Genomic DNA, 15,040 nt, shown 5'->3' with positions numbered 1-15,040 from the left:
TGTTATCTCTCCAAGTCTAATTTTATTTAGTAAATCGTTTAGTTATTGCCCAAAAAAGAAGAGCAATTGTACTAATAGAGGCTCCGAGTAAGCAAACCCCTCCCCAACCAAAATGTGCATACATCTGAGTCGATGCGATTGAACCGCTAGCACTACCAATAGAATAGAACACCATATAGCCTGCGGTCAGTCGACTTCGTGCTTCTATACGTAATGGGAGAATCATCGTCTGGTTTGTGACATGCACTGCCTGTACTGCCAAGTCAAGTAACACAATGCCAATAATTAATGCCAAGAATGACTTATCTAAATAATTAATAAATATCCAGGAGATAAGTAAAAGCGTTAAAGCAATAGCTGTCGTTCTTTGTCCATAGCCTTGGTCAGCAAGTTTACCCGCTTGTGCAGCAGCTAATGCCCCTGCCACACCTACAAGACCAAAAGCGCCAATTACAGTGTGTGATAGAGAAAATGGTGGTGAACTAAGTGGCAGAACAAGGGGCGTCCACAAAATACTAAAATCAGCGAAAATTAGCAGGGCTAGAATAGAGCGGATACGTAATGTTCGCTCTTGAATAAACAGCGTAAACACGGATTGAATTAGCTGAGAATAGGTGATTGATTTTACTTCACGTTCGCCCCTTGGTAAAACTTTTAAAAACATACCACTCATTAGAAGCATGAACGCGGCGGAGGCTAGATAGACAGAACGCCACCCTGCAAGATCTGTTACTAACCCAGCAAAGGTACGAGCAAGTAGTATGCCAATGACAATGCCACTTGTAACAATGCCTACGACACGACCACGTTCTGTAGAGGAAGCCATAGTTGCAGCGAACGCAACAAGGGTTTGAGTCACGACTGCAAGTAGACCAACTAAGGCCATACCCGCAAATAGCACTACAACATAGGAGGCAGTACCGACTAGAAGCAAAGCAACAGAGGACAATAGCATTTGTCCAATAATCAAGCGTCGTTGGTTTAGTAAATCTCCAAGTGGAACTAGAAGAAGTAAGCCTAGCCCATAGAAAATTTGTGTGACAGTAATAATCAAACCAATAATTGATTGATCAATAGCAAAATCATTCGATAATTCATCTAGCAGCGGCTGAGCAAAATAAATATTGGCGACAGACATTCCGCAGGCTGTAGCGAATAATAATGTTACAGCTTGGGATATAGAAGATGATTGATTTATATGAATTGCATCATCATTTGCATTGTTCACATTGTAACCTCCCTTTCTAATTGAATTGTAATTATAACATACCGTTCGGTACAAAATAATTATTGGTAAATATATCTTAATCACATTGGATTTGTCAATATTTATTTGGTATATATTTTCTTTTTATTTCGATTGATGAAATGAAATTGACAATAAAAAAAGCCAGATATAAAATAATTACATACTGTTTAGTATCGTAAAATTTAATGATTAACTTACTATTTTTTCCTAATGGGGGTGTATCTATAATGGCAAGAACTCGGGAATTTGATGAGGCAAAAGTGTTAGAGGCAGCAATGCAATTATTTTGGGAGAAGGGGTATGAAGCAACTTCTTTAAGTGATCTTACTACTAGAATGGGGATTCAGCGTCCTAGTATTTATTCAACGTTTGGGGATAAAAAGGAACTATTTGAAGCGGCACTTCGTAGATATACGACAACTCGCGCATCCGAAATACGGACTAAACTTCAAAGTTATGCCTCTGTAAAACAGGCGTTTTCTATATTTTTTGAAGATGTGATTACTGCTGAATATACAAAAGATCTTAGTAATGGCTGTTTTTGTATCAATACAATGGTTGAATTAGCTCCACATGATGAGAAGTTCGAGATTTTGACAAGAGAGCATCAACTCTATCTATCAGTAATTTTTCAGGAGACAATTGAACGGGGAATTCAATCAGGAGAACTAGAGGCGAACACGGATTCAAAGTCTTTAGCGCAAGCATTAATTGTTGCGTTAATAGGGTTAACAGTTATGCTGAAATCGCAGCCACAACGCTCGTTTGTTGATAATGCCATTGCAACGACGCTGACATTACTTAAATAATAAGGCAATACCCCTTTAGCGTTGCTAAAGGGGTATTGAAAAAATAAGAAAAAAATGCACAAATTTAGTTTATAAAACATAGGATGAATTTATAATTCCTTACAAGCCCATGCGTCAATCTCAACCTTTAAAGCTGGCGTAGCGAGTGCAACGAGAAGTCACTGATAATTTCCTTACGTTGAATAGCATCCATATCCCCCACTAAATAAAAGACGAGCTTTGTAATATCTTGAACCTCCATATCGGCACTATCTAGATTTCTTTTAATATTTTCAAGTGCTATCTTCAATTGAGCTATTGCATCTTCAGGTATAGATCCATCAGCTATCATGCCAATTTGTCCTGATAATGTTAACCATCTCTGAGGTCCCGTCACCTCAATTTGATGAACATAAGGAGCAACGGGTGGATGAATGTTCTGAGGGTTTCTCGCAATTTTCATAGAATCAGTCCTTGTCTCTGTTTAATTTATATCTCTAATCAAAATAGCATAAAGTAATAGTTGATAAAAGTTCTATACAAATACCATTATAAAAGAACATACAAATTGGATATGCTGGTTTAAAGGGTTATAATAGATTTATAGAATTTTGGCTAATACGCTGGTAAAGCTTTCACAAAGGATAAGAGTATCGACTTTTTAATTTGACAAGACATACAATTCACTTCAACCCCGCCTTAGGTTTTATACAGACACTTCTAAAAGAAACATACATTTCGTCTTATTTTGAAGGTAGATGGCTATACTCATTAAATGAGAGGGAAATTTTTACATAAGAATGATGCGTATTGTTATAAATCAATTTTATAGTGTAGCCCTAGGTAGCAGAGGCAGCGAGGCCGTTTTGTAGAAGGAGTGAATAAATGAATAATTTCTTTCGGAGTAATGGATTTAAGCGTTTTATTATTCTAGTCGGGATTGCTCTTGCATTATACTTAATGCGTAGTATGATCAATCTAATTTTACTTACGTTTATTATTACTTATTTGATGAACCAGCTTACTACGAAGACAACGAAAAGCATAAGAAAATATACGCCGATGAATGAAAAAGCTGTGACGGTAACATTATACCTTTTACTTGTTGCGGGTATTGTAGCTGTTATTTACAAATATTTACCAATTGTGACCCAGCAGATCACACAGCTTTTCGACCTCATTGCAAGTTTTAATCTTGATCCAGATGACAATGAGATTGCGAGATACTTAGCACCGACTTTTGAGAAAATAGAGCTCGGGAAATATTTAGAGCAAGGTGTGGATTTAACTCTTAAAAATATTACGAATATTGGTAAAATCATTATGCAAATATTGATTTCTCTAATTTTGAGTTTATTCATCTTGTTAGAAAAGAATCGTATTATTGAGTTTACAGCTAAGTTTAAGGATAGTAAAATTGGGCCGCTTTACGATGAGCTTCATTATTTCTCAAGAATATTCATCCGCTCATTTGGTAAAGTAATTGAAGCACAATTTATTATTGCTGCTGTTAACTGTGTGTTATCCGTCATTGCCCTTTCTATTATGGGCTTCCCACATTTGATTGCACTTGGGATTATGCTCTTTATTTTAGGCTTAGTTCCAGTCGCAGGAGTTATCATCTCATTAATACCATTAAGTATTATCGCATATAGCATTGGTGGCTTGATGTACATCGTCTATATTTTAGTTATTGTCATGGTTTTACATGCCATTGAAGCTTACTTCTTAAATCCAAAGCTTATGTCTGCCAAAACAGATTTACCGATTTTCTATACATTTATGGTCATTCTCTTTTCTGAGCATTTCCTTGGTGTATGGGGACTAATCATAGGTATTCCACTATTTATGTTCCTGCTTGATATTCTAGGTGTAACCTCCTCGGAAGACCCTGCGAAGAAATCGGTAAAGGTACACACTGAAAAACAAATGGAATAGTTCCAAACAAAGGAATCATCTACATATATGATGATTCCTTATTTAATGCACAAGAGGTGTTTATATTGATAAAAGGTCAACAGGTCTATTTAAGAGAAATACGTGAAGATGATAGTGATAGTATTATAAGATGCTTTCAAAATGAAGAAATCATGTATATGACAGGAACACGGAATATTTTAACAAAGGAACAAATCAAAGAGGCGATCAAACGCTTTAAAGCAGATTCTTCTCGCTATGATTTTGCTATTTGTTTAGTTGATAATGATCAGGTAATTGGTGATTTGGCGATTATGGAGGTTGATTTAGATAATAAAAAGGCAGTGTTCCGTATAGCTTTACATAATATAGAGAATTGTGGCAGAGGTATGGGTTCAGAAGCAGTTAGGCTTGCTCAAAGATTTACATTTGAGGAGCTAAATCTGAATCGCTTAGAATTACAGGTATATTCACACAATAGTAGAGCAATTAAATCCTATGAAAAGGTCGGCTTTAAAAAAGAAGGTGTTTTGAGGCAGGCCTTGTTTATGAATAATACATTTTCTGATGAAATCATTATGAGTCTGTTGCGTGATGAATATATGAAAATTCAAAAGTAGAAATTTAACCAGCACAGATTTTTGTGTTGGTTTTTTTTCTGAACACAAGTATAATTGGTAAAAATTTCTGTGTGTGAAGGACAGAAATAGTGTTGAAACTTTCATAGCTGTATTTTTAGTTAAAATGCATTCTAAATCTGATATAGCAAAACTAATTAAGAGACCCAAAATCATCTTGTTGTTGTAAAACAATTATTTTTTGCAGGCATAAAGGAGAGATGGTAAATGAAAATACAATATCCTACTTTAAAAACGCCTCTTACGATTGGCGTGACAGCACCCTCTAGTGGAGTCGAACAGCATCTTCATCTATTAATAACAGAAGCTGAAAAACAATTAATACAAAGAGGAATGAAAGTTATTATTGGAAATACTACCTGGACGCAGCTTAAAGGTAGAAGTACAACAAAAGAAAAGCGAGTCTCTGAACTTATGGACTATTTATTAGATGAGCGAATAGATGTCGTCATGCCACCGTGGGGAGGCAGTTTTCTAATGGAGTTATTACCTTTAATCGATTGGGACGAATTAAAAAAAGCGGGACCCAAATGGATATTAGGGTATTCAGATATTAGTACTTTATCTTTTGTATACACAACCATGACGGGGTACGCATCCGCACATGGGGTGAATTTTACTGAATTATCTGCACCTCAATGGGATGAACTTTCTTCTAAATGGATAGACGTAATTACATGTAAGACTGGTCATTCAATAACTCAAAGCTCTTCTCACTATTTTCAATCGAGCTGGGAGCAAGTTTATAAAAATCCTGCTACAGGATTTTATTTTGACAGTGAAACCGAATGGAAAGTCCTAAACCAAGAGCGTAGTAATCGTATGACAGGTAGGTTGATAGGTGGCTGTTTAAATACATTGCAAATTCTTATAGGTACGCCCTTCGATTACGTTCAATCATTTATTAACGAATATTGCTCTGAGGAAGGAACAATATGGTATTTAGAAAGTGTTGGTATGGATGCGGCAAAAATCTACCGAGCTTTGTGGCAATTAAAGTATAATGGTTGGTTCAATAAATGTAATGGTGTTCTAATCGGGCGAGCAGGACTATATGAAAATCTAGGGGACTTTACATTGGTGGATGCATTAGGGGATATTTTTGACGAGATGGGAATACCAGTTTTCTATGAAGTAGATATTGGACATGTCCCCCCTCAATTAATTCTAGTGAATGGAGCAGTTGGGGAAATAATAGTAGAAGAAGGAAGAGGTACGCTAAAAATGCAATTTTGTTAGGCAAACATATTAAAAGGGGACCTTGATGAGGCCCCCTTTCATTTAAGCATGGTCAGGAGATGAAAGGGTTCTTGGATTTTTCCTAATGAACAAGTAAATAAGCAATGCTGTAATTCCTTCTGCTACTGGGAAGGTCCACCAAATAGCCTGCGAGCCAAGTATCTTGGGTAGTATGATGAGAGTAGGGATAAATAAGATAATACTACGTAGTAACATAATTGTTGTAGCAATACGAATTTTTTCAATGGATTGAAAGAATTCTGCGAACACCATGTTGATCCCTAAAAATACATAGCCAATGGCAAAATGTACAAAGCCCTGTGCTGCCATACTGCGAATTTCAAATGAGCTATCTCCAAATAACGCCATTAATTGAGAAGGGAAAAGAAGAGCTATAAGAGCAGTTGTTAATCCTAAAATAAATGCGGTAGCTAAACCGATTTTCAATAAAGCAGTTAATCTTTCAAGTAATCTTGCCCCGTGGTGATAGCTTACTAATGGTTGTAGAGCCATACCGACTCCAAGGAAAATAGTCAGCAAGACAGTATGGATATAATTGACCATTGCATAGGCAGTAACGCCATTCGCACCCAAATAATGTAAAAATGTAACGTTATACAAAATAACGATAACTGCAACGGAAGCTTCAACAATAAAGCTAGGTAAACCTATAGCAAAAATTTTTTTCAAATCTGATAGATTTAAAAATGAAGTGACAAATTTTAACTCAGATTGAGGACGGAAAAAATGAAGACATAGCACAGACGTACCTATAATTGTAGCTATTGCTGTCGCTAAGGCACAGCCAGTCACACCATAATCTAGTACGAAGATGAAAACATAATTTAAGAGTATATTCAAAGCCGATGTTGTAATTAAGCCCAGCATAGCCAATTTTGGGTTGCCATCATTCCGAATAAAAATACTTAATAAATTTTCAATTGTGTAAAATATCCCAAAGAGCAAAATTACATGTAAATATTCCTGCACATACGGATACGTATCATCGCTCGCTCCGAATATATAAGAAATGTCCTTTAGATTTAACGCGAGAAATCCAATAATCGTTATCACAACCACTAGCATTGTAGAAAACGCCAATGTAAATAGTTGATGGGCACGTTGCTTATTGCCCTCTCCTAGAGAAATCGAGAAAAGAGTAGCTCCTCCCATGCCAATCCATAGAGAAATAGAAAGCAAAATAGAGAAAATAGGAACAGCTATATTAACTCCAGCTAAAGCTGTAGGTCCCACGCCATGACTAACGAAAATGCCATCTACCAATATATTGACGGACATTAAAAGCATCCCGATCATTGCAGGGAATAAGTATGATAAAAATAATGGTTTCAGTGGCTTTGTTTCAATTGGATTAATGGTTGTCATAACCATGCACCTCCAAAACCATCACTTTTTCCCCTTTATCATCTAGCTCACCATTAAATATAAAACCAAATTGTTTATACAGCTGGATAGCTACAGCGTTATTGTCATAAACACTTAAATATATCTGAAGACAGTTGAACTTTACTGTTAAATATTGAATAAGTTGCTGTAAAAAATGTTTTCCCAAACCTTGTCCTTGGTATTGTTCTGCAATTAGATAGCGATCAAGCCATACTCGTTGACTGTAATCATCATGAGGGAATAAGCCGTACATAGCGAAGCCTATAGCGGTGTTATCTTTATACAGACCTAAAGGCGTAAAGCGTCGATCCATTTCCGCCTCTGCTAAGCATTGTTCTGTAGATTCAATAAAATGTTGCTGATTGTCAGCGATGCGTAATGCTAAAATTTCTTTCTTGTTAAAAGCTGTAATGTCACGAATCTCCGTGAACATAATGTCAAAACCTTTCTATTTTTATTTTGAATAGGTACAATCTAAAGTATATAGTAACTATATAGTCAAGGGAGGAAACTCAAAAAATGCTTAATAAAAATGTAAAGTATTTTACAACTGGTGAATTTGCTAAATTATGTAAGGTGAATAAACAGACACTTATTTATTATGATCAAATTGGTTTATTATCTCCCATCATGAAAGATAGTAAGGATTATAGGTATTATTCACTTGCTCAATATGATTTTTTCGGTGTTATTGAATTATTAAAGGCAGTGGGGATGTCCTTAAAGGATATTCAGCATTATATGGCAGAGAAATCACCTGAAAATTTTTTAGAATTGATGCACCAACAAAAAGAGCATGTTGCGAAGAAGCGTAGAGAACTAGAAATGATTGAGAATATTATTGATGTCAAAATCAAAATGACAGAGGAAGCACTGCATCTAAATTTTAAGGACATCACGATTGAGTATTTTCCTGAAGATACATTATATTTGAGTAAAAATATTGAGAATTCTACAGAAGAGCAGTTTGTGAAGGCTGTATCTGACTTTATTGAGGAATTGGATCGCTCTCAATTAGATACGGGGTATCCCATTGGAGGGATAACAAGAAGAGAGCAAGTGTTAGCTGGGAATTACGATAACTATAGTTATTTGTATATTGAGCAGCCTCATCCAAGAGAAGGGCATCCTTATTTTAAGGCGATAGAAGGTGAATTTGTGATTGGTTATCATGTAGGCCCCTCCTCAAAACTTGGTGAGACATACACACGGTTATTTAATGTCATGCATGAAAAGGGTTATGAGCTAGGTCAGTATGTATACGAGGAATACATTTATGATGCCGTAATGAAAAATCGAGAAGAAGAGTATGTAACCAAAATTATGATGGAAGTAAAGAAAGTAAAATAATTCATTAAGACGTAATAGAAAAGAATGAATATAGCTGAGACATTTATCATATACGAAGGTTTAGATGGCAGTAAAATAATAGCATTTTGTCATTCTGTTTAAAGTTAGCCTAATCAGTAAATGATTTCCTGACGATAAATAAGAAGTATGACATCACATGAGCCTTATATGGAGGTTAGAGACAATGTGGATTGAGCGTTGGAATCATTTAGTAGAGCGATTGAAGCAGCAGGGAGCTTGTGTACATCCGATTGAAATGCGGCCAGTCGCTACCGAGCAAGAGTTACAGCAGGTTGAGGAAAGACTTGGTGTACAAATCCCTAATGGGTTTCGTCAACTGTTGCAAAATTGCTCAAAGCAAGTAAGTATTTACTGGTCATTACCAGATGAGGCGATACTTCCCACTGAATTGCTAGATACGCCTTCTGGTGAATTTGGCTGGAGCCTAAAAGCTCTAGACTTTCCTTACTTTGGAGAGAATGATGAATCGTATGAACAGCAATATTTACAATTTTTTACGGCCGGTAATGGAGATGCCCTTCTCCTTAAGCTTGACGACGAAACGGTTTGGTATTGGAGCCATGAAGAAGATGAGCTTGATTTGCTGGCTGCCAGCTTTCATTCGTACGTTGATAATATGACGGCTTTAGGCTGTATTGGCGTAGATTGCGGCCAGCATCGTCAATTTTGTAGTGAAAATGGATTGGATATTGAATTGTATCGCTCACAATTATGGCTAACTTGGCTAGAACAATATTTAAGCTCTAATTTACAGCAGGCTCAATCCAGCTTAGCATCTTTACTTCATTATGTTTCCATGCATGGTGTCAAAAAAACAAGCGTGCAGGAGGCATTTTTGCATTTTGATGGAGTACAGGTGTATCAGGCACTTCGACATAAGTTAGAGCGAGCTCAATCTCAATCAGAACAAAAGGCGTGGAGTGAAATTTTAGTCAAGATATGTCCGAGTGAGTCGGGAAATTGGGCGAGAGAACTTTGGCAAGGACAGAATGACGTACCTGACTGGCTGCGTGATTATGTAACAGTACATTGTTTGCCAGTTAATGAAGGACAATCTTTTATCTTAATGGATATCGAAAAAGATAGAATTGATGCCTATACTGCCCTATATCGTCTACGCCAATTTCACCATCCAAATATTATAGACTGGATGAGATCCTATGTCACGTTTCCTATTGATGGGTGGGATACACTTTTAGCTGAGTCACAACCAAGTGCAGAGACATTATACGAGTGGTTAAATGGCAACGAAGTAGAGAGGCTAACATCCATCCGAGCTGTTTGTCAGATGATACAGCGGGGAATTACACCAACAACTATGATAGACGAAGAAAAATGGCGTCCTTTGCTGGCGTATTGGGTTGAACATGAGGTGCTACGGAAAAATAAACAGCTGTTTAGCCAAGCGCTTAGTTGTTTGGAAAATTGGTTATTAAAATGCTATATGCGACTAAGGAGAGAATAGATTGAACCATTTTACGATATTTGCTTCCAAAAATGATACAGATGATATTCAGGATAAACTATCCGATGTGTTGGCAAAAAGCTTCATTATTGAAAAAGATGATAACGAATATTTATTAAAATCAAGAGGTTTATTTAATAAATATAGATGCTCCATAAATATTTTAACTGAAGATACGCACCCTGATTATTTTGTAAAAAATATACCTGGGATGATGGGCTTTTACGATAAAATTCCATTTAAAGATGAACAGCTAAAAGAACGCATAATGATTCAAATATCAGTGCTCAATACTGTCGTTGCAATCGAAATGAACAAAGAGATGACAGAAGACCATATGCAGCAATTTATAAAATTACTAGCAAGCATAGGGGGGATTGGTTTCCTATCAGATGGTACTTTGCTGGATCAGAACGGTATGGTTATTGTTTATCCTAATGGAGAATCAGGTCCATCTGATTTTCAACCACATGCTTGTACAAGAAAGATACATGCACAAGAGGTCACATCAGCACAGGGAGAGGCACGAAAAATTAGAACGATAGCCTTTTTAAAAGAGAAGAACATACCTTATGCGGCATCGCTTCCTCAGCTACCACCAGTAGAAAATCTTCAATTTAAAAGCCAAGAGGATATTGCAAGAAGAGCAGTTGCCCTGTTGATTGTTATTCAATTCGCTTGTGATGTAGCACAGAAGGGTGATATTGAGGAGTCTAGAGAGTTCTTTACCAATATGCTACACACATATGAGGTGCATGAATTTTTAACGGAGCATGAAAAATTCTTTCTTGAGGCTCAGCATCCTGGTGCTCAAGAAGCGGTCAATATATCATGGCAATATGAAGCCTATTGGACACTTATTTGGGCATTGGGACTTGTGGAAGAGCTAAATTTCCCTGACGATGTATGTGATTGTGAATATGCAATTCAAGTAGTTTCTCGTTGCGAGACATTTGAGCAATTTTATGGTCAAACGGTACTGCGCAGTAAGGAAGATATAGTGGATGAGGCGGATAAAATTTACAGATTACATTGGGCTTGTGTAGATAGCCGCATCAATGGACAAGAAGCTCCTTTAGCATTAAATGAAAGTGTTGTGATGGAAAGACGGAGAGGCTTATTTTGGATGATTGGATATCAAGGCGAAGAATGGGATACTATATCGATGGATACTTAAAATAATAGCAAACTAGGAAATCTAGTTTGCTATTGTTTAATAAGAGAGATTATTTGATATAAGTTGGTTTATTCACCTGATCTATTAAAAGTATACCATCGTATTGTTCGCGCGGAACAAGACTTTCCTGTATCATTCCCCAACTATAGGATAAGCGTGGTTCAAACATCCATGAGTTGCCTCGTTCATTTTGTCGATTGCGTAAATCGATGAATGTGTAAGGTTTATTTGTTGAAGACAGAATATCTTCAATAGATCCTTTGACAGGAGGTAAAACAGGCATAGGTTCTCCCATATTATTAGCTGTCTCTCCACTAGTCATGTATAGACCTAATACATAGCTATATTTCTTATAGATATCAGGTAAACGTTCCCCCATTAATTTAACTGGGTAAGGAGATCCCATTACATCCGATTGTGCTTTACGAATATGATCGTTATGAGCCCATACAATAAACTTTTCTGTTGGGTACACCTCTTCAGCTAACCAAAGTAAGTTCTCCATCATCGCTTGATCTCGCCATTCCATAGTTTGCAAAAATGATTCTATATTATTTTGTTCAATGTCGATATTGGACTGAATTGTTAACTCTATATATTCGTCTGCTAGTCGAATACGATCTGCTAGAGTGCGATCCATTAGTTTTACAATATGAGGCTCTTTTGGATAAGCTGCCTGTAGCTCTTTTTCTTTGAATTGTATTTGTGATTGTACCTGTTTATATACATCAATTATAGTAGCCTTTACTTTTTGATAGCCCTTCAAATCTTTTCCCGAGCTCCATTCAGCAAGTTGCTTCTCAGCTTCATTGAATTGCTGAGCCAACTTAGGGTTTTGCAGCCAATCTCCGTTCGTAAATGCTCCTTGCTGTTGAATATCGAAGCCAGTAAGTACAAGAGGTTGCTCTGTTGCTTGAGTCGATTTTGCATAGTCAAACAGAGGCAAAGTTTCTTTTGTCCACCAAACGCCGAAAATGGCATCCTTCATTGTTTGTAGAGCTGCTTGTTTATCAATTTGTCCTTGAGCATTCATCACATTACCCATACCACTTTCAAAGGCAAGGACATTATAGCCCATATCTTGATGTAAAAATTGTATTAAACGTGTTTTCGCTAGATTGAATTGCGCCACTCCATGAGAGCTTTCCCCTAAAAAGACAATACGTTTATCATGTAATAAAGGTTTTAGCATCTCTAAATCGTCAAATTTGTTGGCGGGAATTTTTTGTCCGTCAAACGTTTCAGGCTGGATGGATGACAGGCTGTATGCATGGTCATTCGCCCATTTTTTCCAATCAAGTAATGTTTCATTAGAAGTCCTAGCTTGTTTGACAGCAGAATCGTTTTTAATAATCTGCTCATTTACAGGGACAGCAGCAGAGACATTTACTACTCCACTTACTGTCATTAAACTTGCCAGTGCAAAACTTAATAAAACCTTATGTTTCCTAGCTTTCCTCATTAATTATCAGCCCTTCACTTTATATTGATACTAATTATAGAAAGGCAAGTTTAAAGTTTAGGAAGAATTTGTTTAAAATTAGTTTAAATTTAGTATGTAAAAAAGAAAAACACCTCCAATTGATGGAGATGTTGGAATGCTATTTATAGTGATACGTACTTGCTCTTACATGGTTACGTTGAATTTGGTTAAACCATGCACGATCCTTTTCTTCTTGTTTTAATGTCCCAACAATGGAGGAAGAGCAGCTCACGCAAATTTTAGCTTGCGTAATCTGTCCACATCGTTCGCATGGAGCCCCTAAATTAGGAAAAATGGAGTTCTTTAATTTTCCTGCTTTTACCCATTTGTAAAGCAGCTCAGATGATACGCCTGTTAGAGCGACAACTTCTTCGTTTGTTAGGTAGCGATTATTTTTTCTTAATAAAAAATGATGTAGCTCTGAAAATATATCCTCTTCTCTCACATCAATTTTCTTTTGAAATAGCAACATAATTAATCATCTCCTCGTCCCATTAATTAATGATTTCATTAATTGTTATGGGTTGTTCGTCATATTTATAATTTTCCCAACGATTGCGTGCAAGCTTGCGATATTTTGGCGAAACATTTCGATCAGCGATTAAGCGTGAAAATCCTTTTTTTGCTTCAGGAATATCACCAAGTCGAAGGCTTAATTCAGCATGTAAAAACTGAATTCTCTCTCCACCTTCTTGATTAGAGGCAAAGGATTTACTATAAAAGTCTCTAGCTGCAAAAAGATAACGCTTTTCGGATTCTTCGTCCTTTTTTAATCGATAGAGCCAAGCAATTTTTAAAGCGAAATTCGCCATTAAAAGAGATTCTTCCATTGATGCACGGGATACTAAATAGGCGAGCTTAAAACTGATAATGGCATCATCAATTGTACGTTCCTGACAGATATCCATAGGTTTCTGGAGCTCTTTAATGTATAGTTCATCAATGAGTAGCATGAAAGGTCCATATGTCCGTGTCATAGATTTATGGTAGGCATAACCACAATGTGGACATACGGCAACTTCATATAGCAAAGGGTTTAGGCCATCGTAAACAGGCATGAAATCCGTCTGTTCTTCGATAATTTTATATCGATTAGGGCGAACTTTATAAGTTGTAAACTGCTTTTTGCAAAATTTACAATCCACACTACTTTCATAGTAGTAAATGTTAAATGCCATAAGAATCAACTCCTTTGCGTGCACTAAAATTTTATTTCTTTTGTTCTATTTATACGTAAGATTTTATCGTTCAATGTATTTAAGATATTATCTTTTATTTTAACAATTTTGTGTTCTTTGGTATACTCCTTTAGAATTATTAAATAAAAATATTCAAGGAAATTTTAGTTAAATATTATTATAAATACGCTTGTAATAGTTTTTATCGGTGGTGCAAAAGGAAGTTATATAGTTTGCTTAAAGTTTGTCAAAATACTTTCACATATTTCATGGGAGAAAAATTATAAATTGGTTCTAAATGACTATGAAGGAAGTGCTCAAAATGAAGTATAATATCGTGTTTTTTGATGTAGACGGCACATTGATTAATTACGAGGATGGCTGTGTGGAAGAAAGTACAAAACAAGCTATTCAGCTATTGCAAGAAAAAGGAATCCATCTTGTAGCGGCTACTGGAAGACCCTTATCTATGTGCTATGAGTTAAAAGCGCTGGGGATTGAAACCTTTATTACTGCAAATGGGGCCTATGTGAAACATAAGGATCTTGTCATACATAAAACTCCGATTGCCAAAGAAATTGTCCACAATGTACAGGCGTTTGCACAGGAACAGCAGCATAGCCTAACATTTTTTACAGAGCAGCTATCCATGAATAGCATACAAAGTCCAGTAGCTTTAAGAGCGATGCAAGAAACTTTATCTTTACGGGATTTTCCACATATAAATGAAAAAATTGTAGATGAAGAGGTTTTTCTCATGTGTCTATATGCGGATGAGCTGGCTGAAAAAAGATATACTAGCCAAGTTTCGAATATATTTTTACAGCGTTGGCATCCTTATATTGTGAATGTATTACAGCAGGATGTTTCGAAGTCTATAGCTATTAAAGCGGTGCTTGATCATTTCAATATTGACCCTAAGAATGCGATTGCCTTTGGGGATGGGGATAATGATATTGACATGTTGGAATATGTAGGAGTAGGAATTGCCATGGGAAATGGTAGTAAAGCTCTAAAAAGTGTTGCGAATTTTGTTACAAAGACATCTACGGATGGCGGTATCAATTTTGCTTTACGTCAGCTTCAAGTCATTTAGAGCGCTGAGGCTACACTATATATAGCAGGTAG

The 15,040-nt window shown here is 36.4% G+C and carries 14 protein-coding genes and 1 pseudogene; 8 read left to right on the top strand and 7 right to left on the bottom strand.

The window, feature by feature from the left end; genetic code table 11:
- Nucleotides 1-22 precede the first annotated feature (22 nt).
- A complete protein-coding gene (locus NYE73_RS23025) occupies nucleotides 23-1,228 on the bottom strand; it encodes an MFS transporter (protein WP_259950488.1) in 1,206 nt (401 codons plus the stop codon).
- 248 nt (nucleotides 1,229-1,476) lie between these two features.
- On the opposite strand from NYE73_RS23025, the gene NYE73_RS23020 reads away from it, so the two are divergent.
- Nucleotides 1,477-2,058 (top strand): TetR/AcrR family transcriptional regulator, encoded by a 582-nt coding sequence (locus NYE73_RS23020; protein ID WP_048394004.1) that lies wholly within the window; start codon nucleotides 1,477-1,479, stop codon nucleotides 2,056-2,058.
- 89 nt (nucleotides 2,059-2,147) lie between these two features.
- Here NYE73_RS23020 and NYE73_RS23015 read toward each other — a convergent pair.
- Nucleotides 2,148-2,500 (bottom strand): annotated as a pseudogene (locus NYE73_RS23015) (RidA family protein).
- 422 nt (nucleotides 2,501-2,922) lie between these two features.
- Between NYE73_RS23015 and NYE73_RS23010 the strand changes: the two are divergent.
- From NYE73_RS23010 to NYE73_RS23000, 3 genes are all read left to right on the top strand, one after another.
- Complete coding sequence (locus NYE73_RS23010; protein WP_048394009.1) at nucleotides 2,923-3,975, top strand: AI-2E family transporter; 1,053 nt, start codon at nucleotides 2,923-2,925, stop codon at nucleotides 3,973-3,975.
- Between the two features lie 65 nt (nucleotides 3,976-4,040).
- Nucleotides 4,041-4,574, top strand: coding sequence for a GNAT family N-acetyltransferase (locus NYE73_RS23005; protein ID WP_048394011.1), 534 nt, complete (start codon nucleotides 4,041-4,043; stop codon nucleotides 4,572-4,574).
- 225 nt (nucleotides 4,575-4,799) lie between these two features.
- Nucleotides 4,800-5,831, top strand: coding sequence for a S66 family peptidase (locus NYE73_RS23000; RefSeq protein WP_259950490.1), 1,032 nt, complete (start codon nucleotides 4,800-4,802; stop codon nucleotides 5,829-5,831).
- A 42-nt stretch (nucleotides 5,832-5,873) separates the two neighbouring features.
- Here the strand turns inward: NYE73_RS23000 and NYE73_RS22995 are convergent, their stop codons facing one another.
- Together NYE73_RS22995 and NYE73_RS22990 are read right to left on the bottom strand one after the other, a co-directional pair.
- Nucleotides 5,874-7,217 (bottom strand): MATE family efflux transporter, encoded by a 1,344-nt coding sequence (locus tag NYE73_RS22995; protein WP_048394015.1) that lies wholly within the window; start codon nucleotides 7,215-7,217, stop codon nucleotides 5,874-5,876.
- Nucleotides 7,204-7,671 (bottom strand): GNAT family N-acetyltransferase, encoded by a 468-nt coding sequence (locus NYE73_RS22990; protein WP_048394017.1) that lies wholly within the window; start codon nucleotides 7,669-7,671, stop codon nucleotides 7,204-7,206. The genes NYE73_RS22995 and NYE73_RS22990 overlap by 14 nt, the downstream gene beginning before the upstream one ends.
- A gap of 86 nt (nucleotides 7,672-7,757) precedes the next feature.
- Between NYE73_RS22990 and NYE73_RS22985 the strand changes: the two genes are divergently transcribed.
- The 3 genes from NYE73_RS22985 (at nucleotide 7,758) to NYE73_RS22975 (ending at nucleotide 11,251) form a co-directional block, all read left to right on the top strand.
- A complete protein-coding gene (locus NYE73_RS22985; protein WP_009370580.1) occupies nucleotides 7,758-8,588 on the top strand; it encodes a MerR family transcriptional regulator in 831 nt (276 codons plus the stop codon).
- A 184-nt stretch (nucleotides 8,589-8,772) separates the two neighbouring features.
- Nucleotides 8,773-10,074, top strand: coding sequence for an SMI1/KNR4 family protein (locus NYE73_RS22980; protein WP_259950492.1), 1,302 nt, complete (start codon nucleotides 8,773-8,775; stop codon nucleotides 10,072-10,074).
- 1 nt (nucleotide 10,075) lies between these two features.
- Entirely contained in the window at nucleotides 10,076-11,251 is a 1,176-nt protein-coding gene (locus NYE73_RS22975) for a DUF4272 domain-containing protein (RefSeq protein WP_066037942.1), read from the top strand.
- A 49-nt stretch (nucleotides 11,252-11,300) separates the two neighbouring features.
- On the opposite strand, the gene NYE73_RS22970 is transcribed toward NYE73_RS22975, so the two are convergent.
- The 3 genes from NYE73_RS22970 to NYE73_RS22960 all read right to left on the bottom strand — a co-directional run bounded on the left by NYE73_RS22970 (nucleotide 11,301) and on the right by NYE73_RS22960 (nucleotide 13,912).
- Nucleotides 11,301-12,713, bottom strand: coding sequence for an erythromycin esterase family protein (locus tag NYE73_RS22970; protein ID WP_112116832.1), 1,413 nt, complete (start codon nucleotides 12,711-12,713; stop codon nucleotides 11,301-11,303).
- 139 nt (nucleotides 12,714-12,852) lie between these two features.
- Nucleotides 12,853-13,206 (bottom strand): hypothetical protein, encoded by a 354-nt coding sequence (locus tag NYE73_RS22965; protein WP_016993423.1) that lies wholly within the window; start codon nucleotides 13,204-13,206, stop codon nucleotides 12,853-12,855.
- A 22-nt stretch (nucleotides 13,207-13,228) separates the two neighbouring features.
- A complete protein-coding gene (locus NYE73_RS22960; RefSeq protein ID WP_016993422.1) occupies nucleotides 13,229-13,912 on the bottom strand; it encodes a DUF2225 domain-containing protein in 684 nt (227 codons plus the stop codon).
- Nucleotides 13,913-14,234: 322 nt separating this feature from the next.
- Between NYE73_RS22960 and NYE73_RS22955 the strand changes: the two genes are divergently transcribed.
- Nucleotides 14,235-15,008 (top strand): Cof-type HAD-IIB family hydrolase, encoded by a 774-nt coding sequence (locus NYE73_RS22955; protein ID WP_054549687.1) that lies wholly within the window; start codon nucleotides 14,235-14,237, stop codon nucleotides 15,006-15,008.
- The last annotated feature ends 32 nt before the right edge of the window (nucleotides 15,009-15,040 follow it).

It is taken from the genome of Lysinibacillus sp. FSL K6-0102, assembly GCF_038003545.1.
Lineage (GTDB): Bacteria > Bacillota > Bacilli > Bacillales_A > Planococcaceae > Lysinibacillus > Lysinibacillus capsici.
Note: the sequence above shows the minus strand (reverse complement) of the source record. Positions and strands in the feature narration are given on the sequence as shown.